Annotated in this window: 21 protein-coding genes; 19 read left to right on the forward strand and 2 right to left on the reverse strand. The window is 44.3% G+C overall.

What is annotated here, in order from left to right; all coding sequences use genetic code 11:
* The first annotated feature begins 118 nt into the window (after nucleotides 1–118).
* The 7 genes from ACLTWA_RS14685 to ACLTWA_RS14715 all read left to right on the forward strand — a co-directional run bounded on the left by ACLTWA_RS14685 (nucleotide 119) and on the right by ACLTWA_RS14715 (nucleotide 6,979).
* Nucleotides 119–1,144 carry a M42 family metallopeptidase gene (locus ACLTWA_RS14685; protein ID WP_412328651.1) on the forward strand — a complete coding sequence of 342 codons (1,026 nt, stop codon included), beginning with the start codon at nucleotides 119–121 and terminating at the stop codon, nucleotides 1,142–1,144.
* 103 nt (nucleotides 1,145–1,247) lie between these two features.
* Entirely contained in the window at nucleotides 1,248–2,030 is a 783-nt protein-coding gene (locus tag ACLTWA_RS14690; protein WP_412328652.1) for a glycosyltransferase family 2 protein, read from the forward strand.
* Between the two features lie 18 nt (nucleotides 2,031–2,048).
* Nucleotides 2,049–2,825 carry a glucose-1-phosphate cytidylyltransferase gene (gene rfbF, locus ACLTWA_RS14695; RefSeq protein ID WP_412328653.1) on the forward strand — a complete coding sequence of 259 codons (777 nt, stop codon included), beginning with the start codon at nucleotides 2,049–2,051 and terminating at the stop codon, nucleotides 2,823–2,825.
* Nucleotides 2,826–2,844: 19 nt separating this feature from the next.
* Entirely contained in the window at nucleotides 2,845–3,906 is a 1,062-nt protein-coding gene (gene rfbG / locus ACLTWA_RS14700; protein ID WP_412328822.1) for a CDP-glucose 4,6-dehydratase, read from the forward strand.
* Between the two features lie 23 nt (nucleotides 3,907–3,929).
* Nucleotides 3,930–5,270, forward strand: a complete 1,341-nt coding sequence (gene rfbH, locus ACLTWA_RS14705; protein ID WP_412328654.1) for a lipopolysaccharide biosynthesis protein RfbH — start codon at nucleotides 3,930–3,932, stop codon at nucleotides 5,268–5,270.
* 57 nt (nucleotides 5,271–5,327) lie between these two features.
* Nucleotides 5,328–6,170 (forward strand): LicD family protein, encoded by an 843-nt coding sequence (locus ACLTWA_RS14710; RefSeq protein ID WP_412328655.1) that lies wholly within the window; start codon nucleotides 5,328–5,330, stop codon nucleotides 6,168–6,170.
* 221 nt (nucleotides 6,171–6,391) lie between these two features.
* Nucleotides 6,392–6,979: a hypothetical protein gene (locus tag ACLTWA_RS14715; protein WP_412328656.1), complete on the forward strand. Its 588-nt coding sequence runs from the start codon at nucleotides 6,392–6,394 to the stop codon at nucleotides 6,977–6,979.
* An 87-nt stretch (nucleotides 6,980–7,066) separates the two neighbouring features.
* On the opposite strand, the gene ACLTWA_RS14720 is transcribed toward ACLTWA_RS14715, so the two are convergent.
* Nucleotides 7,067–8,050 carry a zinc dependent phospholipase C family protein gene (locus ACLTWA_RS14720; protein WP_412328657.1) on the reverse strand — a complete coding sequence of 328 codons (984 nt, stop codon included), beginning with the start codon at nucleotides 8,048–8,050 and terminating at the stop codon, nucleotides 7,067–7,069.
* 149 nt (nucleotides 8,051–8,199) lie between these two features.
* Between ACLTWA_RS14720 and ACLTWA_RS14725 the strand changes: the two genes are divergently transcribed.
* The 4 genes from ACLTWA_RS14725 (at nucleotide 8,200) to ACLTWA_RS14740 (ending at nucleotide 12,155) form a co-directional block, all read left to right on the forward strand.
* Nucleotides 8,200–9,546: an alanine/glycine:cation symporter family protein gene (locus ACLTWA_RS14725; RefSeq protein WP_412328658.1), complete on the forward strand. Its 1,347-nt coding sequence runs from the start codon at nucleotides 8,200–8,202 to the stop codon at nucleotides 9,544–9,546.
* A gap of 82 nt (nucleotides 9,547–9,628) precedes the next feature.
* Nucleotides 9,629–10,594, forward strand: coding sequence for a linear amide C-N hydrolase (locus ACLTWA_RS14730; RefSeq protein WP_412328659.1), 966 nt, complete (start codon nucleotides 9,629–9,631; stop codon nucleotides 10,592–10,594).
* A 288-nt stretch (nucleotides 10,595–10,882) separates the two neighbouring features.
* Nucleotides 10,883–11,401: a peptidylprolyl isomerase gene (locus ACLTWA_RS14735; RefSeq protein ID WP_412328660.1), complete on the forward strand. Its 519-nt coding sequence runs from the start codon at nucleotides 10,883–10,885 to the stop codon at nucleotides 11,399–11,401.
* Between the two features lie 4 nt (nucleotides 11,402–11,405).
* Nucleotides 11,406–12,155 (forward strand): GNAT family N-acetyltransferase, encoded by a 750-nt coding sequence (locus tag ACLTWA_RS14740; RefSeq protein WP_412328661.1) that lies wholly within the window; start codon nucleotides 11,406–11,408, stop codon nucleotides 12,153–12,155.
* Here the strand turns inward: ACLTWA_RS14740 and ACLTWA_RS14745 are convergent.
* The gene (locus ACLTWA_RS14745) at nucleotides 12,091–12,792 is read right to left on the reverse strand and encodes a hypothetical protein (RefSeq protein WP_412328662.1); all 702 of its coding nucleotides are present in this window, start codon (nucleotides 12,790–12,792) and stop codon (nucleotides 12,091–12,093) included. The genes ACLTWA_RS14740 and ACLTWA_RS14745 overlap by 65 nt on opposite strands.
* Before the next feature lie 171 nt (nucleotides 12,793–12,963).
* Here ACLTWA_RS14745 and ACLTWA_RS14750 point away from each other — a divergent pair, with 171 nt between their 5' ends.
* From ACLTWA_RS14750 to ACLTWA_RS14785, 8 genes are all read left to right on the forward strand, one after another.
* Nucleotides 12,964–13,725, forward strand: a complete 762-nt coding sequence (locus ACLTWA_RS14750) for a YesL family protein (protein ID WP_412328663.1) — start codon at nucleotides 12,964–12,966, stop codon at nucleotides 13,723–13,725.
* A gap of 143 nt (nucleotides 13,726–13,868) precedes the next feature.
* Nucleotides 13,869–14,447, forward strand: coding sequence for a GTP pyrophosphokinase family protein (locus ACLTWA_RS14755; RefSeq protein WP_412328664.1), 579 nt, complete (start codon nucleotides 13,869–13,871; stop codon nucleotides 14,445–14,447).
* Nucleotides 14,448–14,629: 182 nt separating this feature from the next.
* Nucleotides 14,630–15,535, forward strand: a complete 906-nt coding sequence (gene ispE / locus ACLTWA_RS14760; protein WP_412328665.1) for a 4-(cytidine 5'-diphospho)-2-C-methyl-D-erythritol kinase — start codon at nucleotides 14,630–14,632, stop codon at nucleotides 15,533–15,535.
* A complete protein-coding gene (locus ACLTWA_RS14765; protein ID WP_412328666.1) occupies nucleotides 15,525–16,199 on the forward strand; it encodes a GntR family transcriptional regulator in 675 nt (224 codons plus the stop codon). The genes ispE and ACLTWA_RS14765 overlap by 11 nt, the downstream gene beginning before the upstream one ends.
* A gap of 18 nt (nucleotides 16,200–16,217) precedes the next feature.
* Nucleotides 16,218–16,409 (forward strand): hypothetical protein, encoded by a 192-nt coding sequence (locus ACLTWA_RS14770; protein WP_412328667.1) that lies wholly within the window; start codon nucleotides 16,218–16,220, stop codon nucleotides 16,407–16,409.
* A gap of 136 nt (nucleotides 16,410–16,545) precedes the next feature.
* A complete protein-coding gene (locus ACLTWA_RS14775; protein ID WP_412328668.1) occupies nucleotides 16,546–17,169 on the forward strand; it encodes a TetR family transcriptional regulator in 624 nt (207 codons plus the stop codon).
* Nucleotides 17,170–17,189: 20 nt separating this feature from the next.
* Complete coding sequence (locus tag ACLTWA_RS14780) at nucleotides 17,190–18,347, forward strand: efflux RND transporter periplasmic adaptor subunit (protein WP_412328669.1); 1,158 nt, start codon at nucleotides 17,190–17,192, stop codon at nucleotides 18,345–18,347.
* Between the two features lie 16 nt (nucleotides 18,348–18,363).
* A complete protein-coding gene (locus tag ACLTWA_RS14785; RefSeq protein ID WP_412328670.1) occupies nucleotides 18,364–21,399 on the forward strand; it encodes an efflux RND transporter permease subunit in 3,036 nt (1,011 codons plus the stop codon).
* The last annotated feature ends 76 nt before the right edge of the window (nucleotides 21,400–21,475 follow it).

Consider the following 21,475-nt stretch of genomic DNA (forward strand, 5'->3'; position numbering starts at 1 on the left):
CCATATGGAAGAAAATCTGCTAAAATGGAAAGGCAATCATAACAGAATGAAATAAAACAGACAAATCAAAGGAATTGAACAGGTATAATTCCACAGGATAGAAAGAAGGCCATATATTATGGAAACTATGACATATGTAGCAAAAATACTGGAAAAGATCATTAACATTCCAAGTCCCAGCGGCTATACAAAAGAAGTCTTAAAGGCGGTAGAAGAGGAAGCAAGGGCTTTTGGTTATTCCTCCACCTACAACCGCAAAGGCGGTCTGATCATTGAAGTACCCGGACAGACCGGAGAGGTTTTGGGTTTATCTGCGCACGTAGATACACTGGGGGCCATGGTTCGATCCATTACCCCTCAGGGAATGTTGAATATGGTTTTGGTCGGCGGCTTTATGATGGAAAGCATTGAAGGCATGTACTGTAAGGTACACACCAGAAGCGGCAAGACCTATACGGGGACCATTCTGACAAAAGAGCCCTCCGTCCACACCTATGACAATGCCAGGACTCTGGAACGTAAGGCGAAGAACATGGAAGTCCGCCTGGATGAACTGGTGGAAAATGAAGAGGACGTATTAAAGCTGGATATTTCAGCCGGTGATTACATCAGCTTTGATCCCATGTTTGTCTATACGGAAAGCGGCTACATCAAGTCCCGTCACTTAGATGACAAAGCCTCGGTAGCAGTTCTTTTAGGCGTGTTAAAAGATATTTCTGAATCCGGCAATCTTCCAAAGAGAACGTTAAAGCTTGTGATCAGCAATTATGAAGAAGTAGGATTCGGTGCAAGCTGGATTCCGCAGGATATTGAAGAATTTCTTGCTGTGGATATGGGAGCATTAGGAGATGATCTGACTGGCAGCGAACGGAAGGTATCCATCTGTGCCCAGGATTCCTCCGGTCCGTATGACTACGAGATGACAAGCCGGCTGATTGCGATCGCAAAAGAACAGAACATCGACTATGCCGTGGATGTGTTTCCTCACTACGGATCGGACGCAGGAGCGGCAATCCGCGGCGGCAATAACATCCGCGGGGCCTTAATCGGCCAGGGGGTCCATGCGTCTCATGGAACAGAAAGAACCCATATCAAAGGGATGGAACAGACGTTAAAGCTGATCAAAGGTTATATGGAGCGGTAATGTCTTCCAAATTCTTTCAAAATAGTGAATATGGTGGAATCTTTTTCCGTTTCTATGGTATAATCATAGCCATACTAAGACACGTAACATTTGAGGATTGAATATGAAACCACATGCATTTGCAATCTGTGCCTATAAGGATTCCCCCTACTTGGAATCCTGCATCCGTTCTCTGAAAGCGCAGACTATAAAATCAGATATTCTGCTGTGTACCTCGACCCCCAGCCCCTTTATTACGGAGCTGGGAGTAAAACACGGCATTCCCATATATGTCCGGCATGGAGAAAGCAGTATAAGGGACGACTGGAACTTTGCTTATCATAAGGCCGATGCCCGCTTTGTCACCATTGCCCATCAGGATGATTTATATCAGAAGGATTATGTTAAGAAACTTCTGGAGTTTGAAAAAAAGTACCCGGATATGACAGTTTTTACCGGAGGTTATGCAGTAGTAAAAGAAGATAAGTTATCCGGATTTGAAGCAGTGGAATTTATCAAGCGGATCCTTCGTCTTCCTTTGCGTTTTCACGGAATCAGCCATTTATCCTGGGTGAAAAAAAGTGCCCTTATATTTGGTAACTCCATTTGCTGTCCGGCATGTGCATATAATAAAGAAATCCTGGGAGAACCCCTTTTCACCTCCCCGTACCGGTTTGCTCTGGATTGGGATACGTTATATAAGCTGGCAGATGTTTCCGGACGCTTTATTTGTGTGGAAAGGCCCATATTGTTTTACCGTGTCCATGAAGAGGCCACCACAAAGGCCTGCATTGCGGATAACAGCCGGGCAAAAGAAGAAGCGGAAATGTTTTTAAAGATGTGGCCGGAACCGGCTGTAAAGGTGCTGATGCATTTTTACCGGAAGGCCTATAAAGAATATGACTAAAGAATGGAGGATCAGAGAATGAAAGTTGTATTATTAGCAGGTGGACTTGGAACCAGGATCAGTGAAGAGAGCCATTTAAAGCCAAAGCCCATGATTGAGATCGGAGAGAGGCCCATACTCTGGCATATTATGAAGTACTATTCCCAGTACGGATTTCATGATTTCGTTATCTGCCTGGGTTATAAGCAGTATGTGGTGAAGGAATTCTTTGCCGATTATTTCCTCCATACCTCAGATGTGACCTTTGATCTTGCCAATAACAGCATGGAGGTACATAACAATTATTCTGAACCATGGAAGGTGACTCTTGTGGATACCGGTTTAAATACCATGACCGGAGGCAGAATCAAGCGCATCCAGCCTTATATCGGTGAGGAACCGTTTATGCTTACCTATGGAGACGGTGTCTGTGATGTGGATCTGGACGCTCTGTTAAAGTTCCATAAGAGCCATGGAAAGACAGCCACCATGACGACGGTGAATATTGCACAGTTAAAAGGGGTACTGGATATTGACGAAGGAAATGTGGTTCGGTCCTTCCGGGAAAAGGCAGAGGCCGATGCCAGCCTGATTAACGGCGGATTTATGGTAATGAACCCGGAGGTTTTTTCCTACCTAAAGGATGATACCACAGTTTTAGAACAGGAGCCTTTGCAGAGACTGGCCGCCGAGGGACAGCTTATGAGCTTCCATCACACCGGCTTCTGGCAGTGCATGGATACCCAGCGGGAGATGAAAAAGCTGGAGGACCTGTGGCAGTCAGGCAAGGCACCCTGGAAGATTTGGGAGAAATAATATGACAAATTGGACAAGTATAAGATGGAATGAATTTTCTGAATTTTATAAAGGGAAAAAGGTTCTGATCACAGGGCACACCGGCTTTAAGGGTTCCTGGCTCAGCCGCCTTCTTATAAGGGCAGGGGCGTCTGTGACCGGATATTCCCTGATGCCGCCGACGACCCCAAGTCTGTTTGAAGTGACCGGTCTTTCAAGTCTCATGGATTCGATTACCGGAGATGTCCGGGATTTAGAGCATTTAAAAAAAGTATTTGAACAGACAAAGCCGGAGATCGTATTTCATCTTGCGGCACAGCCCATTGTCCGGGATTCCTATAAGGACCCGGTATATACCTATGAAACCAATGTGATGGGGACGGTGAACGTGTTAGAATGCATCCGACTGACCCCTTCCGTAAAATCTTTTTTGAATGTTACCACAGATAAAGTGTATGAAAATAAAGAGTGGGAGTACGGATACCGGGAGAATGATCCTCTTGATGGCTACGACCCCTATTCCAACAGCAAGTCCTGTTCCGAACTGGTGACACACAGCTATGCCAAGTCCTTCTTTTCCGACGGACGTACGGCAATTTCCACGTCCCGCGCCGGCAACGTGATCGGTGGGGGAGATTTTGCCAATGACCGGATTATTCCGGACTGCATAAGAGCTGCATCAAAGAAGCAGGATATCATAGTAAGAAACCCCCATTCCACAAGACCCTACCAGCATGTTCTGGAGCCTCTCTCCGTTTACATGACCATTGCCATGAAGCAGTATGAAGACCGGGCGTTCCAGGGATACTATAACGTGGGGCCTGATGACAGGGACTGTGTTACCACCGGAACTCTGGCCGGCCTTTTCTGTGAAGTATGGGGAGAAGGGCTTAAGTGGATCAACCGTTTTTCCGGCGGTCCTCATGAGGCAAACTTTCTAAAGCTGGATTGTTCCAGAATAAAGAATGTCTTTGGCTGGACCCCAAGGTACGGAGTAAAGGAAGCAGTAGAAAAGACTGTCCAGTGGGCAAAGGCTTATTTGGACGGAGCAGATATGCTGGAGATGACGGACCGGCAGATTACAGAGTTTTTTAGCTCATAAGAGTATGAGAGGAGAAAACAGCTATGTTTGAACACAAATCAGAAAAAGAGGCCAGGGAGGAGATCCTTGCGCTGGTAAAAGAATATTGTGATACATTTCACAATCAGAAAAAGCCCTATCAGGAAGGGGAACGTATTTCCTATGCCTCCCGTGTATATGACCATGAGGAAATGGTTAATTTAGTAGACAGTTCCCTGGAGTTCTGGCTGACCTCCGGACGCTATACCCAGGAATTTGAAAAGAAATTTGCAAAATACTTAAATGTTCGTTTCTGTTCTCTGGTCAACTCCGGGTCTTCCGCCAACTTGCTGGCTTTTATGACCCTGACTTCTCCTCTTTTAAAGGAACGCCAGATCAGGCGGGGAGACGAGGTCATTACCGTAGCAGCAGGATTTCCAACCACAGTGAATCCCATCATTCAGTACGGGGCAGTACCTGTATTTGTGGATGTGACCATTCCCCAGTACAACATTGACGTAACCATGCTGGAAGCGGCACGGTCTGAAAAGACCAAGGCGGTCATGATTGCCCATACGCTGGGGAATCCTTATGATTTGTCTGCTGTTAAGGCATTTTGTGATAAGTATAATTTATGGCTGGTTGAGGATAACTGTGATGCGCTGGGAACAAAATATACCATTGACGGGGAGGAACGTTTCTCAGGAACCATCGGAGATATCGGAACCTCCAGCTTTTATCCGCCTCACCATATGACCATGGGAGAGGGTGGGGCTGTGTATACCAGCAATTCCCTGTTGAATAAGATCATTCGTTCCTTCCGTGACTGGGGACGGGACTGTGTCTGCCCATCGGGTACGGATAATCTGTGCGGACACCGGTTCGACCGCCAGTATGGGGAGCTTCCGTTAGGCTATGACCACAAATACGTTTATTCCCATTTTGGATATAATTTAAAGACCACGGACATGCAGGCAGCCATCGGATGTGCCCAGCTGGATAAGTTCCCTTCCTTTGTGGAACGCAGGCGTTATAACTTTGACCGTCTTTATAACGGGGTCAAGGAGGTTTCGGATAAGCTGATTCTTCCGGAAGCCTGTCCAAACTCCAGGCCCAGCTGGTTCGGCTTTCTGATCACCTGCAAGGAAGGGGTAGACCGGACGAAGGTGGTACAGTATGTGGAATCCAGGGGCGTTCAGACCAGAATGCTGTTTGCCGGAAACTTGACAAAGCACCCCTGCTTTGATCAGATGAGAGAGGCCGGGGAAGGGTTCCGGATCGTAGGGGAACTTAAGAACACCGACCGCATCATGCAGGATACCTTCTGGGTAGGTGTTTATCCCGGAATGACCGATGAGATGATCGATTATATGGCAAAAGTCATTAAAGAAGCCGTAAGGCAGTAAAGATTACCAGCGGGGACGTATCTGCCTGTCCGGAAGGACGGGCAGAATGGAGGTAACATGGAAAAATATGATTTAACAAAAGTCCATCAGGCGAATCTTGCCATATTAAAGGAGGTTGACAGGATCTGCCGGAAATACCGGATCAAATATCTTCTGGATGCAGGAACCCTTTTGGGAGCAGTAAGGCATAAAGGCTTTATTCCCTGGGATGACGATGCGGATCTGGCCTTTACAAGACCCAATTATGAGGCCTTTTTAAAGGTGGTCAAAAGGGAACTTCCGGAGAACATGGAGCTTTTGGAGCCCAAGGATTTAAGAGGGGGGAAAGGCTTTTATGATTTTACCGCCAGAATCATTTATAAAAACAGCAGGACTCATGAAGATACAAAAGAGATGGAGTATTATGAAGGAAAGTTAAACCATCTGTGGGTGGATTTATTCACCATTGATGAATTGCCGGAACGCAAAGCGGCTTCTACAATCACCCTTCTGCTTCATACCATTATTTACGGTCTTGCCATGGGACACCGGTATAAGCTGGATTTTAAAAAGTATAGTCTGACCAATAAAATCTGCGTAGGCATTCTGGCCCTGATCGGAAAGCTGATCCCCATGAAGGTCTTAAGAAAGATTCAGTACCAGGTGGCTGTAAAGGACAGGAAGGGAAAGAGCAGACTGCGCTATTACAGCAATTATCAGCCGGATTATCTTTATGTGACACTGCAAAAGGAATGGTGCGAGGAAACGGTGGATCTGGAATTTGAAGATACCACATTGATGGCTCCCAAGGGCTGGCATGAAGTTCTCACCTGGATTTATGGAGATTATACCAAACTGCCTCCGGAGGATAAGCGGGTGCCTACACATTCCAGTACAGAGATAAAAATATTTGATTTATAAGAAAATATGCTCCGTGATTTCAAAAAAACAGCCAGGCCCCTGAAGAAAGGATTCCTGGCTGTTTGATTTTTATAAAAAGTATGGCAATTAAGGGAAAACAAGACATTGGTTCCAATAAAAATAAGAACTTTTTTGTGAAGATTTTCTGACTTTTTTCCAAAAGCACTACAAAAAAAACAACACATCAGATATAATGTTAAATGATTAATAAGGAGGAAATTATGATGAAGAACAAAGCGATCATGATATGTGCCGTGTCAGCTTTATTATTAACCGGCTGTACCAAAAGCAATATTCTTTCTTCAGGCGGCCCTGCAGAACCGGTTTTTGAAACCCAGCAGGGAATTGTTCTAGACTGGACTCAGATTGGGAACGATATGGATGAAGAGTTTGTTGACAATGATCAGTATCCGATGGCAATAAGCGTCAATTACAGCGTTGACCAAGAGAAAAAAAGTATGGATCTGACCTTGATGGTAAGACATGGAACCACTCCTGAGGAAGCGGTAGAATTTGCTAATGCTGCCGTGAGATATTTAAATGATGAAGCAGCGACTCAGGATTTTTCTTATGAAAGATCCAGCGAAACCTCATACGGCGGATTTTTTAAGGAATATGATTTAAATCTTCTCGTTATTCCGGATAATACGATGACACAGCAGAAATACTGGCTGGTAGATATGAAGATACCAAAAGGATCAGATAAAGTCATTGAAGCAAAGAAGGATGCAGTGGTTATGGAAACTACCGCTGCTGACGAAGGAGAAGAGGCAGAAGCAGAAGAAACAACGGAAGCTCCTTCCAAATAAGAACTTCATAATTAAAATCAAAGCAAAAACATGGACAGGAATTGATTGCGGTCAATCCGGTCCATGTTTTTATTTATAATGATTATCTCATTCCGTATCCACAGCCAGACCGCTGTGGTAGGAATAGTTTCCAAGCTCCTTTAACAGCCTGTTATGATCCAGACCCTTTAACGGAACAGGGGATGTCAGTTCTTCATTAAGCAGATAGAACACATCGCTGCATTTGGCCATGGTCTGATGAAAAAGCTCAGGGAAGGAGGCTTTGGAAGCCAGCTTGCGGTTCCATGGGTTGCACCAGGTTTCATGCTTTAAATTAAACGTAACCACAGGGTCCGGCGGAATGTCCGTAACCAGCTTCTTTGACGCAATTGGATTGCGTAAGAACAGGGATTCCAAAAATTCAATGCTGTTCTTTTTCCGGCTTTTCGGATCTGCAAGTGTCCGGCAGCCCAGCCGCATGGCAAAAATGGACCGTGAGACCATTCTGGGTGTCACCTGAAAATTGTTCCGGTAATTTAAGGGGTAATAGGTTTCATTGATACAGCCCGATAAGAACTTTGAAATAAACTGGATTTCCTGACCGTTTAAGCAGATGGTGGCTGCCTGATTAAACTGAGACGGCTTTTTTTTCTTATACTTCATAAGAAGCAGTGCATCAATATCATTCTCCAGCATGGCATGCAGGCCGTGGTGATAGTTGCTGGAATTTTTAACATCGTATTCAATTCTGCCGTAAACATAAGGATGGCAGATGGAGTCTCCGATGTAATGGCAGAAAAAGCCGCTCATATAGGAGATGGCCTGTTCCCGCTGCTGCCTTGATTCAATCTGAGACAGGTGGTTTAAGCAGGTGACAAAAAAATCATGTACATGGTTTTCGTGCATATAGGAGCCTACGTTTCTGTAGTCCCTGTGACGGAGAATAGGTATATTGTAAAAAAAAATATCCGGACCCTGAAGACCAAGCTGGTAAAGCCAGCGGTATTTGGAAATAATACGCTTTAAGGGGTTGTTTGGCATATCATTAAAGACCCTGACTCCCAGCAGATAATGGGTTGTAAAACCGGGCATATTGTTCACCTCTCATTTTTAATAAGTACAATGGCACATAAATTGATTATACCATAGGTTCATTTATTTTGTGTGAAAATCATTGGAAATTTTCATACTATGCAATTTCTCAGAATATGTGTTAAGGAAAGCATTCAGGAGATGATTCTATGATACATCGCATACATGAACTGGTATGGGGGCCATGGCTTTTGACTCTCTTTCTTGGGATTGGTATTATATACACCATAAAAACCGGCTTTTTTCAAATCAGAAAACTGCCTTACTGGTGGATGAAAACCATTGGAAGCATACAGGAAGAGGAAGACAGCAAAGACGGAGTAACTAAATTCCAGACAGCCTGTACGGCTCTTGCCGCCACCATTGGAACCGGCAATATCGTTGGAGTTGCCACGGCGCTCACCGCCGGCGGGGCGGGGGCCATCTTTTGGATGTGGGTGTCAGCTGCAATCGGTATGATGACAGGCTATGCAGAAACCATGCTGGGAATCCGTTACCGCTACAGGGACCGTAATGGTGCATGGATATGCGGTCCCATGGTTTATCTGGAACGTGGGCTTAAGCTGCCTGGAATCGGAATGCTTTACAGCTTTCTGTGCATTATGGTTTCTCTTGGCATGGGCAGTATGGTCCAGTCCAATTCCATTGCAGAAACCATGGAATATTCCTTTGGCATTCCTTCCGCTTCCATTGGGGTACTGTTGACGGGAACCGTATTTTTGGTAATCCTTGGGGGGATCAGCAGGATTGCGTTTGTTTCTGAACGTCTGATTCCCGTTTCAGCCGGTATTTACATGCTGTTTTCCATGGTGGTTATTATGTCCTGTTTTGATAAAATACCATATATTTTTCAATGCATTTTTAAAGATGCGTTTCAACCCATCTCTATCTTTTCAGGAACCGCAGGGTATGGCATCAGCAAAAGTCTGCAATACGGCATATCAAGAGGCGTATTTTCCAATGAAGCGGGGCTTGGGAGCATGGCAGTGCTTCATGGAGCTGCAGAAGATACGACTCCGGAGCAGCAGGGAATGTGGGCCATGTTTGAAGTGTTTTTTGATACCGTCTTAATCTGCACCATGACAGCCTTTGTAATTCTCTGCATGACGGATGGTGATGCGGCAGGCTCCGGTTATGACGGAGCAGCTCTGACCGCTTACAGCTTTTCCAAACGGCTTGGCCCTCTGGGGCAGTACGTGGTTTCCGGTGCGATGCTGGTATTCGCATTTGCAACGATTATTGCATGGTACTATCTGGGGCGTCAGGCCGCCACTTATCTGGCGGAAAGTCTGAAAAAAAGAAAGATCCTCTATCTTTTGCAGCGCCTGTTAAGGGGAAAGGTATACACCATACTGTATTTGGGCGCAGTATTTACAGGCTGTCTTGCAAAGCTGGAAACGGTTTGGGAGTTCTCCGATATATGGAACGGACTCATGGCCCTGCCAAACATCATGGCCCTGATCTTTTTAATGAAAGAAGTAACGGTGCCGAAATAACGGTTGTTGTATACCGGCATGCATAAATTCGGATTGCTTCCATATAAATAAGTAAGCAATTGTAAGCAGGAGGCATATTCCTATGTGTACGGCAATTACTCTGCAGTCCGGACAGGGAGAAACTTTTTTCGGAAGAAATATGGATTTTTCTTACGATATTGATCCTCATATTTATATTGTACCCTCAGGATATGAATGGAATAATGTTTTAAATATGAGAAAAATCCGCAACAGGTACCGGTTCATCGGCATCGGACAGGAACTCGAGGGGCTGTTAGGCTTTTTTGACGGGGTCAATGAAATGGGATTTGCAGCGGCAGCTCTTTATTTTGCAGGCTATGCCAGATATAATACCGGACCCGGAAACGGACAGGAAGAATCGATCGCTTCCTTTGAGTTCCTCCATTACCTGTTGGGAAACTGTGCAAATACAGAGGAATTAAAACGATTACTGAGGCAGGTAAAAATTACAGGTCTGGAAGATCCGGTGACAAGGACCGTAGCCCCTCTCCACTGGATCGCCGCAGACAGGGGCGGAAACTGCGTTGTCATAGAACAGACGGACCGTGGTCTGGAAGTATTTGATAATCCGATAGGTGTCCTGGCAAACAGTCCGGATTTTAAATGGCATATGACAAACTTAAGAAATTATATGGAAGCAAGTCCTGTACAGACGGAAGAGGCATTCTGGGGAGATTACCGCCTGACTCCTTTTGGACAGGCGGGAGGGACACAGATTCTTCCCGGCGGTTATACCTCACCTGCACGGTTTGTCCGCACGTCTTATTTAAAATCCTTTCTTCCGGTTCCGGAAAGCAGGAATGAAGCCGTTGTTTCCTGCTTTCATATCATGGAAAGCGTTACCGTGCCCAAAGGTGCCGTGATTACCAGCCGCAACGAATACGACTATACCAGGTATACTGCTTTTATAAATACGGCAACCTGTGAGTACTTCTTTAAAACCTATGACAACATTCAGGTAGGGACCGCAGGGCTGTATGAAGAGGAGTCACCCTATCAAAGACTCGTAAATCTTGGCGGTATATGACAAAAAATGCATGGCTGGAACAGGATTCCAGCCATGCAATGCGTTCGGCAAAAAGTAATGAAAAAGGGAGGAGGGCTGGTAATTGTTACCAGCCCGTATTATGAAAAAAATCTTATTAGTAATTTTCTTTACATGATTATTATATCCACGAAACATGAAGAAACCATGTTGTTTGTGTAAAAGATTTTTGAATGAATTTTAAACAAAATATGAATAACTGGACAAACTCATAAGGATTTGATAAAATACAGACATATGCGAGCTTAACAGCGAGAAAGGGAGAACAATATGAAGAATCCGGTAATAACAATTACAATGGAAAACGGCGATGTGATCAAGGCAGAGCTTTATCCGGAGATCGCACCAAACACAGTTAATAATTATATCAGCCTGGTAAAAAAAGGTTTTTATGACGGTCTGATTTTTCACAGAGTTATCAACGGTTTCATGCTTCAGGGCGGATGCCCGGATGGAAACGGAACCGGAGGCCCGGGCTACTCCATCAAAGGAGAATTCAGCCAGAACGGTGTAGCCAATGCATTCAAGCATACCGAAGGCGTTCTTTCCATGGCAAGAGCCATGCATCCGGATTCTGCAGGGTCCCAGTTCTTTATCATGCATAAGGCAGCTCCACATCTGGATGGTGCTTATGCGGCATTTGGTAAAGTTACGGAAGGAATGGATATTGTGAATAAGATCGCCGAGGTTAAGACCGATTATAACGACCGTCCCATGACCGAGCAGAAGATCAAGTCCATAACCGTCGATACCTTTGGGGAAGAATATCCGGAACCGGAAACCTGCTAAACCCATGACTCTGGAACGGGAAATTATAATAGAAGGAAATACATTTAAGATTACCGTGTCTGATGATCCAAAGGCCCTGTGTTCTGCTTATGCAGAAGGCAGGGCTGTTATTGGTTTATGGGACAGGGAGAAAAAAGAACAAAACCTTTCTCCGGCCTCTTATGTGGTGGAATCTCTGGATGATATTGACGACGAGTTCTTAGTGCGGGTCGTAAAAAGAAGAAAAGGCCTTCCATGGCTGATTGCAGATACGAAACGTCTTACTATCAGAGAATTTATAAAAGAGGACTTCAGGCAGATACCCGACGAGCCTGGCGGCGGGGAAAACGAAGCTGCTTTTTTCAATCAGGAATGCTTAAGAGACTATATCCGGTGCCAGTATGGTTTTTATGAATTTGGCATTTGGGCGGTCATAGAGAAACAGACCGGGCGGCTTGTGGGAAAGGCCGGTATCTTTCCCATGGATTTAACAGGACCGGAAGAGTTTTTAAGGGTAATAAAAGAAAATGATACCCCGGTGGAGCTGGGATATCATATCTTTTCCGGTTTCCGGAGAAATGGATTTGCCAAAGAAGCCTGCAAAGCCATATTATCCTATGGGGCGGAAGCAATCTCTCCAAAGGTCTATGCAAGAATCCTGGAAGACAACGATCCGTCGGTAAAGCTGGCAGAAGACCTTGGATTTAAACTTATAGCCCGAACATGTAGCGGATCAAGCCGGCCGCTGTGTCTTTATGAGTGGAATTGGTCATAACTGAGAGTATGGGGCCGTCAATGGAAAGTCCGGTTTTCTTTGTGAAGTCATCTCCGTCAAGAAGAATGCCTCCGGCAACCTTTTCCCCTGTCTCTTCCACGGTTACGAAATAGATGCGGTCTTTCACCTTTTCATACTCCTGTGGGGTTAAAAGCTGGGTCAGATCCGTAAATCCGCCCATCTGTCCAAAGTGGTCGATGGTATCCTTTCTGCCGATGATTACGTCAAGTTCCTTGGTTGTTATCATAGCAGAGAGCTTTGCTAATTCCGCATAGGTAAAATCGCTCATGGCGGATTCATCAAAGGTCAGAGACATGGAATGGTTCACTTCGATTTTTGTATCCTCAGGAAGATTTATATATTGACGGAAACCCGTGTCAAAGTAGTCTTCCGGGGAGGTGGTCTGGCTGGTTACCCGGCTGTTTAAAATAACGCAGTTAAGAGCGGTATCAAACCGGTTGTTATAAATGACAGAGCTGACGGAGATCACAAGGAATAGGGCCACGATGACACCGATGATGGGGAATTTATAATATTCCCAGATATACCACAGCTTGTCTTTGAGGCCCATGTCTTTCAGCTTTTTTCTCTCTTCCCGCAAGCTGTCTTTTAAGGTTTTGTCTTCGTAAGGGGTCATAATCTGCTCCTCTTTCTTTTTTATTGCAAATACTTTTATGATTATACCATAAGATAGAGGATATTTTAAAAAATAATTATAAATTTTTAATGAAATAAACAAGAATGTTTGCTTTTTATTAGTAAATCCGCTATAATGTGTTTTGACGCTATAAGAGAAGGGGAATGACTTATGTTATCTGGTTTTTTTAATTATGATAATCCGGTGTGGCGCTTTATCGGCAAATTCGGAGACTTGATACTTTTAAATATTTTGTGGCTTGTGTGCAGTATTCCGATTTTTACCATTGGAGCTTCCACCACTGCTGTTTATTATGTGACGCTGAAGCTTGCCAGAGATGATGACGGATACACCATTAAGTCTTTTTTCAAATCATTTAAAGAAAATTTTAAGCAGGCCACGGCGATCTGGCTGATCCTGCTGGTGGTAGGCGCAATCCTTGGTGTGGACTTTTATTTCTTTACCAGAATCTACACTGGTTCAGGAAACTTAAAAACCGTGATGCTCACCGTATTTTTAGCGATGATCATTGTATATGCAGCAGTGTTCATGTACATTTTTCCGCTTCAGTCCAGATTTTACAACAGTGTGAGACGTACATTTTTTAATGCATTTTTCATGTCTCTCCGCCATTTGTTCAAAACTATCGGAATGATCGTGATCAATGGCGTGCTGGTTGCTGCCGGTTTTGTTTTCATGGTGCCCCCGGTGCTTATGATATTCATGCTGTTTGGATTTCCGCTTCTTGCATTTATAAATTCCTATATTCTTTCTCCGGTTTTTGATTTGTATATGCCAAAGACCGACCGGCCGGATGATGAATTAAGACCGCTTTTTGCCGATGAGGAAGAGCAGGTAAGCAGCATCCTTATGGGAAAGGGAGACGAGAATCCTAAAGTAAAATCTGAAGAAGAAAAGAACGGACAGGAATAAGTCCATTCATGAAAGAAAGCTGTCCGGTAACCGTGCCAAGGCATGGGGGGACAGCTTTTTCTAATTCATACTTTCGTCACGATATGGACACAAAAAAAGGATATACTTAGTTTCCATGATAAGGAATTGCCAGGAGGTGGAATATGACCGAAGAAGAGTACCTCTGCTTTGTCCAGCCTTATGAGGATGCACTTAAGAACATCCGTGTCAGAGTGGATGTACTGAATCAGGATTACAGACGGAAATATCAGAATTATCCGATTCACCACATTCAGCACAGAATCAAGCAAAAGGAAAGCATTGAGAAAAAGCTTTTAAAGAACGGATATGAAGCCAATACAGATTCGGCCAGAAACTATCTGACGGACATTGCCGGAATCCGGGTCATCTGTTTTTTTGTAAGGGACATTTATTCCATCGTTGATCTGCTGAAGAAGCAGACGGATATTGTAATAATAAAGGAATGCGATTACATTGCAGCACCAAAGCCCAACGGCTACCGGAGCTATCATATCGTTTTCGGTGTTCCTGTTTATCATACGGATGGAATGGAATATTACCCGGTTGAGATCCAGCTTCGGACCATGTCCATGGACTTATGGGCAAGCATGGAACACCGGATCTGTTATAAGGGAAAACAGGATTGCAGAGCTGAGGAGGCATTCAAAACCTATGCTGCAGCATTAAAAGACATGGAAAAGGCCATGGAAGAGTTTTTATGACCAATCAAGACGAAAAAAAGACAAGCTCCGGCTCTATAGCTGCCGGAGCTTTTTTACTGTAACTTTGTAGAAACATACGTTAAAAGAATAACACTTGTACTTTTCTTCATTTGGGTATATACTAAATACTGTATACAAAAAAATATAAAAATACAATTTAAAAAAGTGAGGTCTATCTGCCTATGATAAGACATCTGGGATTAAAAGCATATGGGAAAATTAATCTGGGGCTTGATGTTTTGAGAAAACGGGAAGACGGATATCATGATGTGCGTATGATCATGCAGACCGTGGGCCTTTATGATAAGATTGACATTTATTTAAAAGAAACACCGGGCATTGAAATCGTAACAAATCTATTTTATCTTCCTGTCAATGAGAACAATCTGGTTTATAAGGCGGCCAGGCTCCTTATGGATGAGTTTCATGTGGCTCACGGCATTCGGATTGATTTAAAGAAATTCATCCCGGTGTCTGCCGGAATGGCAGGAGGCAGCAGTGATGCCGCTGCGGTTTTGTTTGGAGTGAACAAGATGTTCCAGCTGGGTCTTTCCAGAGAGGATTTAATGGAACGGGGACTTAAGATCGGAGCTGATGTTCCGTACTGCGTGATGAGGGGGACCGCTCTTTCCGAAGGAATCGGTGAGATTCTGACTCCTCTTCCGGATATGCCTCAATGCCAGGTACTGATTGCGAAGCCTGCGGTCAGCGTGTCTACCAAATTTGTTTACGAGAACCTGGATGCCGGGGGATTAAAGGAAGAAGACCATCCGGATATTGACGGGATGATCGAAGCCATTCAAAACCATGACATCTATCAGGTTTCCGAGCGCCTGGGAAACGTGCTTGAAACAGTCACCATCAAAGAATATCCCGTCATCGCACAAATCAAGGAAAAGATAAAAGAACTGGGAGCGGTCAATGCATTGATGAGCGGAAGCGGTCCGACCGTGTTCGGAATCTTTATCAGCCCCAAAGCAGCAGAACATGCATATGAAGAGCTGCGCTACGGCGAAAGCAAAGACCTGGTAAAACAGGTATACTTAACGAACTTTTATAACACCAAGGAGGTTACCAATGGGAAATGATCTAAAAGTCAATATGAATGAATATCTGCCGCTTCGTGATGTGGTCTTCAACACCCTGCGACAGGCAATCTTAAAGGGAGAGCTTGCACCGGGGGAGCGCCTGATGGAGATTCAGCTGGCAGAACGGCTTGGAGTCAGCCGAACGCCCATCAGGGAAGCCATCCGAAAGCTTGAACTGGAAGGTCTTGTGCTCATGATTCCCAGAAAGGGAGCAGAGGTTGCAAAGATCTCTGAAAAAAGTTTAAGAGATGTATTGGAAGTCCGCAGATCTTTAGAAGAACTGGCCATCGAGCTTGCATGCCAGCGTATGCTTCCCGACGAAGTGGAAGAACTTGAAAGACGTCAGGAAGATTTTAAGGAGGCTGTGTTAAATGGTACTCCCATGGAGATCGCTGAGACGGATGAAGCATATCACGATGTAATTTATAAAGGCACCTGCAATGACAGACTGGTGCAGATGATCAATAACTTAAGGGAACAGATGTACCGCTACCGGTTAGAATACATCAAAGACAAAGATAAGCGCCAGGTATTGCTGCTGGAGCATGATAATATATTGGAGGCGGTCAGAAAACGCCAGGTAGAAGAAGCCAAAGAAGCCATGAGAGAACATATTGATAATCAGGAGATCACGGTCTCAAGGAATATTAAGGAGCAGGATTAACAAAGAGGAGGTCTTTCAATGACATTTAAAGAAAAGTATCTGGCCGGTGAGATCGGGTTTGAAGCACTTGATGATTTTATTGATGAATGGAACAAAAGCACCACAACAGACACCCTTGCCCGTTTTCTTGGACTGAACGCAGAGGAGGAAGATATCTGGATTGAGGAAAGTGATGAAGCCTTAAAGGAGTATCTGGACAAGGAAAAATAAAAGTAATGGGAAAAATTATTAAATAAATATAACCTTTCTTGACAAGGTGACAACGTGTCATTATAATAAATGGCATGTTGTCACCTTTGTGTTTTATATATCTGGGAAGAGGGAGCAGAAAAAGTGAGGTGAAAAAATGCCAACAGAACGATTTTATAATCTTCCGGCAGGGAAAAAGGACATCATACGGGAAGCAGCTTTAGAGGAATTCATCCGGGTACCATTTGAAAAGGCGTCTATTAATAAGATCATAAAAACTGCCGGAATCTCAAGAGGAAGTTTTTATACTTATTTTGAAGATAAGCATGATGTACTTTCTTATATCTTTGAGAATGCAGCAGAGAATTTTCAAAGTACCTGGGAAGCCAGTGCGAAAAAGAATCATGGGGATTTGTGGAAAACAATAGAATCGTTTATGGATGAAAGCGTGTTCAACACAAAGGAAAATTTTCTGCAGTTGGTGAAAAACATCATAGACAGTGTACAGATGTTTGGCGTGACCAATCACCTGTGTCAAAAAATTTCACCCGGACAGTTCTCTATGCTTAGAGTCATGTATCAATCCATTGATAAATCGGATTTTAAGGATCAGAGCATAGAAACCTTTGGAATGCTGGTGTCCATGATGTTTTATGAGATGGCAAAGGGGCTGGAGTGGTATTATGCCCATCCGGAGGATAAGGAAAAAATTAAGAAAATTTTTTCCCAAAAATTAGAAATTTTTCAATATGGAATTCGTAAACAAGATGTAAAATCATAAAGAGGCAAAAGGAGTGCATCATGACAAAGAAAAAAATCATAAAGATTGCAGGTTCCGTCATAGTAATCGCTGTAGTGGCAGGACTTGTCGTTCCCAGGATACTTGGAGGGAATAAGGAAGAGATCGTGGCGGAAGTTCCGCCAGCAGTAACCGTTGTAAAACCGGAGAACCGGACCATCGAGTTGAGCAGCGAGCTGATCGGTACCATTGAACCGGACAGTATCGTGTATGTGACCCCGTTGGGATCCGGAGAGATTACAAGTGTTAATGTTCAGACCGGTGATATGGTAACTGCCGGACAGCTGCTTTGCGTCATTGATACCAAACAGGTGGAAAGTTCCAGGATAACAGCGGAAACTGCAAGAATCAGCTACGAGGAGGCGAAAAAGAATTTAGACCGTTATACGGTTCTTTATCAGGCCGGAGATGTTGCTGAGGCGGATTACCAGTCTCTTGTTGACAAAGTACAGCTTGCAAAGCTTCAGTATGATAATGCAAAGATCGCGTACAACATCCAGCTGGAAAGCAGCCAGGTGACAGCACCCATTGCCGGACGGGTGGAAAGCTTTAATGTAAAGGTTCACGATATGGTTTCCCCGCAGACCAACCTTTGTGTTATTTCCGGTGAAGGAGGAAAGGCAGTTACTTTTTATGTTCCGGAACGAATTGTGAACGGCTTAAAGACAGGAGACAGCATCAGAGTCGAGAAAAACGGAACCGACCGTTCAGCAACCATTACAGAAGTCAGTTCCATGATCGATCAGGCAAGCGGTTTATTTAAAGTCAAAGCATCCGTACCTGATGGAAATACACTAGCTACCGGAACCTCCGTAAAACTTTATGTCATCTCCCAGAGGGCAGAGAATGTATTATCTGTGCCGGTTGACAGTGTTTACTACGAAGGCGGTAATCCATTTGTCTATACATATGTTGATGGAAAATTAAAAAAGAATGCAGTCACTGTAGGTCTGGCAGACAATAACTATACAGAAATCAAGGAGGGGATTGGTGCCGATGACCAGGTAGTTGCCACATGGACCAGTGAACTTTACGATGGGTCTGTAGTAACATTAACAGACGAAACAACAGATGAAAAACAGGCGGCAGAAGGAACGACATCAGATGCCGCGGCTGAAACGGAAGGAACCCTTACGGAGACTTCCGGATCAGCCCAGTAAGGGGGCATAGACAGATATGGGAATAACAAAATTTGCCTTAAAGCGCCCGGTTACCACGGTCCTTGTAGTACTTTGCCTGATCGTTTTTGGTTTATCCTCGGTACTTTCTTCAAAGCTGGAATTGATTCCGGAGATGAACTATCCGATTTTGACTATCAGCAGCGTTTATGCAGGCGCCAGCCCGGAAGATATTAACGATCTGGTCAGTAAGCCGATTGAAGATGCGGTCGGAACTCTTTCCGGCATTAAAACCGTTCAGTCTACTTCCAAAGAGAATGTTTCCATTATCATGCTGCAGTATGAATACGGCACGGATATGGATAAGGCTTACAATGATTTAAAGAAGAAGATGGATAACATTGAATTACCGGATGATGTGGAGACACCAAGTATTATGGAGCTTGATATCAGTGCAATGCCGGTAGTCACTCTGGCAGTGAACGATCCGTCTCAGGAAAACCTCTATAATTATGTGCAGGCTGAAATTATACCGGAATTTGAGAAAATCAGTTCCATTGCAAGCGTTGATTCCAGCGGCGGCCGGGAAGGTTATATCAGGGTCCGCATCAATCCTGAAAAACTGAACCAGTACCATTTGAGCATGAACTCCATTACCCAGGCCATTAAATCCTCTGATTTCACATATCCGGCCGGCAGTACGGGAGTGGGCAGCAGGAAACTGGCAGTCAGCACTTCCGTGGAAGTGAATACTATTGACAGCTTAAAGAAGGTTCCTATCGTAGCAGGAAGCGGCAAGACGATCTATCTTGAAGACGTTGCAGATATCGAAAATACGGTGAAAAAGCAGGAAGCCATCGGCCGCTATGATGGGAAAGATACCATTACATTATCTGTGAATAAACAGCAGAAAAGCAGTGCTATTGAAGTGTCAAAGGCAGTAAACAAGACCATTGAAACTTTAAAGCAGGAGCATAAGAACCTTGATGTAGTTGTTATCGAGGATACCAGTGATAATATTAAAGCCTCCTTATACAGCGTAATGGAGACCATGATCCTTGCAGTTGTCATTTCCATGATTATTATTTACCTGTTCTTTGGAGATATCAAAGCCTCCCTGATCGTAGGAAGTTCCATTCCCGTATCGATCCTGGTTGCTCTTATACTGATGTCAGTCATGGGATTTTCCATGAACATGATTACCATGAGTGCGATTGTACTTGGTGTCGGTATGATGGTTGATGACTCGATTGTAGTACTGGAGAGCTGTTTCAGGGCCCAAAAGGGAACCGATTATGAGGCCTCGGCAATTGAAGGGACGAAAACCGTGCTGCAGTCCATCTTTGGCGGAACCATCACCAAGTGTGTTGTTTTCATTCCGCTGGCATTTCTTGCCGGTATGACCGGACAGATCTTTAAACCTCTGGGATACACCATCGTATTCTGTATGATGGCTTCTTTGATCTCGGCAATGACCATTGTTCCGCTCTGCTATACCAAGTACCGTCCGGTAGAGAAGCACAATTCGCCGTTAGGTAAGATTGTAATGGCTCTCCAGCATGGTTACAGAAATATAATCGGCAGACTTTTAAATAAAAAAGCTACGGTCATGATTGTAGCCGTATTGCTTTTGGTAGGTTCCTTTATGCTGGCTGGAAAGCTGGGCTTTGAACTCATGCCGGAAACTGATCAGGGTACCATTACAGTAACAGCCAAGGTGAAGCCAGGACTTAAAATCGAAGAAGTAGATAAGATTTTACAAAAGCTGGAATCCATTATTACAAGTGAAGAAGATTTAAAATCTTATACAGTGACCTACGGCGGCAGCGGAGTGAGTCTTGATAGTTCCTCAGATGCCAAACTGACTGCGTATTTAAAAGATGATAGAAAGCTAAGTACCAGACAGGTCATGAATAAGTGGAAGAAGGAGATGAACCAGCTTCCGGATACGAATATAAGTATAGACTTAGCATCAAGCATGAGCATGTCAAGCGGCGGCAGCAGTGATGTGGAAGTAATTCTAAAGGGACCTCAGCTGGAAAGCCTGAAAACTACGGCGGATCAGATGGTTTCAGAGTTGACTGCCCGTCCGGAGCTGATCAAGGTTCATTCAGACCTTGAGAATGCTGCTCCTGTTGTTAAAATCAAGGTAGATCCGATTAAGGCAGCTGCAGAGGGAATTGCACCGGCAACGGTTGGCGGGCTGTTAAACAGCATGTTAAGCGGTGTGGAAGCAACGACATTTGATAGCGAGGGGCAGGAAATTTCCGTTCATGTGGAATATCCTGATGATTCTTATGATACTCTGGATAAGGTTGAAGGAATCATGATCCCAAATTCGGCCGGCGGCTCTGTAGCACTTACAGATATTGCAGACATTGGCTATGAGGACAGCCCGTCCACAATTACCAGAAAAAACAAGCAGTTCCAGGTTACTATAACCGGTTCTTTTACAGATCTGGTCAAAACAGAAAAAGACAAAAAGGCTGCAATCAAAGATATCGATGAAAAGGTAGTCAATAAATATTTAAACGGTTCCATTACAAGAGGAACCAACAGCGAAGATGAATCCATGAACGAAGAATTTGGTAACTTGTTCCTTGCAATCGCAACAGCGATTTTCCTGGTATTTGTAGTTTTGGCGGCACAGTTTGAGTCTCCCATCTTCTCCTTCATGGTTATGGCAACCATCCCGTTTAGTTTTATTGGTGCCTTTGGGCTGATGCTGATTACCAATGTCAGCATCAGTATGACCTCATTGCTGGGATTCTTGGTATTGATTGGAACGGTTCTTAACTCCGGTATCCTTTACGTAGACTGTGCAAACCAGTACCATGAGACCATGGATACCAGAAATGCAGTCATTGAAGCCGGATTTACCCGTCTTCGTCCTATTCTGATGACTGCACTTACCGCCATTCTTTCCTTGATTCCTCTTGCCAGAGGCGGCGGAGAAAACGGAGAGATGATGCAGGGACTTGCGCTGGTAAATATCGGAGGACTCGCCTCATCTACCGTATTGTCTCTGCTGGTATTGCCTGTACTTTATTCAATTATGAGCCGTAAGAAAAAAGAAAAGGTAACTGCCGGATAATACAAATGTGATTTGCTGTATATGGAAGAAAGTGGCTCGTTGGCGGCGTGTGATTTATGGTATGATAGATATTACC

The organism is Lacrimispora sp., from assembly GCF_046972725.1.
In the GTDB taxonomy this organism is placed as follows: domain Bacteria; phylum Bacillota; class Clostridia; order Lachnospirales; family Lachnospiraceae; genus Lacrimispora.

Bases quoted from the DNA above. Each gene is read 5' to 3' on its own strand.
- ACLTWA_RS14780 (WP_412328669.1), top strand. From the start codon at position 17,190: ATGACAAAGAAAAAAATCATAAAGATTGCAGGTTCCGTCATAGTAATC.
- ACLTWA_RS14775 (WP_412328668.1), top strand. From the start codon at position 16,546: ATGCCAACAGAACGATTTTATAATCTTCCGGCAGGGAAAAAGGACATC.
- ACLTWA_RS14715 (WP_412328656.1), top strand. From the start codon at position 6,392: ATGATGAAGAACAAAGCGATCATGATATGTGCCGTGTCAGCTTTATTA.
- ACLTWA_RS14690 (WP_412328652.1), top strand. From the start codon at position 1,248: ATGAAACCACATGCATTTGCAATCTGTGCCTATAAGGATTCCCCCTAC.
- rfbF (WP_412328653.1), top strand. From the start codon at position 2,049: ATGAAAGTTGTATTATTAGCAGGTGGACTTGGAACCAGGATCAGTGAA.
- ACLTWA_RS14685 (WP_412328651.1), top strand. From the start codon at position 119: ATGGAAACTATGACATATGTAGCAAAAATACTGGAAAAGATCATTAAC.
- ACLTWA_RS14740 (WP_412328661.1), top strand. From the start codon at position 11,406: ATGACTCTGGAACGGGAAATTATAATAGAAGGAAATACATTTAAGATT.
- ACLTWA_RS14710 (WP_412328655.1), top strand. From the start codon at position 5,328: ATGGAAAAATATGATTTAACAAAAGTCCATCAGGCGAATCTTGCCATA.
- ACLTWA_RS14720 (WP_412328657.1), bottom strand. From the start codon at position 8,050: ATGCCCGGTTTTACAACCCATTATCTGCTGGGAGTCAGGGTCTTTAAT.
- ACLTWA_RS14785 (WP_412328670.1), top strand. From the start codon at position 18,364: ATGGGAATAACAAAATTTGCCTTAAAGCGCCCGGTTACCACGGTCCTT.
- ACLTWA_RS14735 (WP_412328660.1), top strand. From the start codon at position 10,883: ATGAAGAATCCGGTAATAACAATTACAATGGAAAACGGCGATGTGATC.
- ACLTWA_RS14750 (WP_412328663.1), top strand. From the start codon at position 12,964: ATGTTATCTGGTTTTTTTAATTATGATAATCCGGTGTGGCGCTTTATC.
- ACLTWA_RS14745 (WP_412328662.1), bottom strand. From the start codon at position 12,792: ATGACCCCTTACGAAGACAAAACCTTAAAAGACAGCTTGCGGGAAGAG.
- ACLTWA_RS14725 (WP_412328658.1), top strand. From the start codon at position 8,200: ATGATACATCGCATACATGAACTGGTATGGGGGCCATGGCTTTTGACT.
- ispE (WP_412328665.1), top strand. From the start codon at position 14,630: ATGATAAGACATCTGGGATTAAAAGCATATGGGAAAATTAATCTGGGG.
- ACLTWA_RS14755 (WP_412328664.1), top strand. From the start codon at position 13,869: ATGACCGAAGAAGAGTACCTCTGCTTTGTCCAGCCTTATGAGGATGCA.
- ACLTWA_RS14730 (WP_412328659.1), top strand. From the start codon at position 9,629: ATGTGTACGGCAATTACTCTGCAGTCCGGACAGGGAGAAACTTTTTTC.
- ACLTWA_RS14765 (WP_412328666.1), top strand. From the start codon at position 15,525: ATGGGAAATGATCTAAAAGTCAATATGAATGAATATCTGCCGCTTCGT.
- ACLTWA_RS14770 (WP_412328667.1), top strand. From the start codon at position 16,218: ATGACATTTAAAGAAAAGTATCTGGCCGGTGAGATCGGGTTTGAAGCA.
- rfbH (WP_412328654.1), top strand. From the start codon at position 3,930: ATGTTTGAACACAAATCAGAAAAAGAGGCCAGGGAGGAGATCCTTGCG.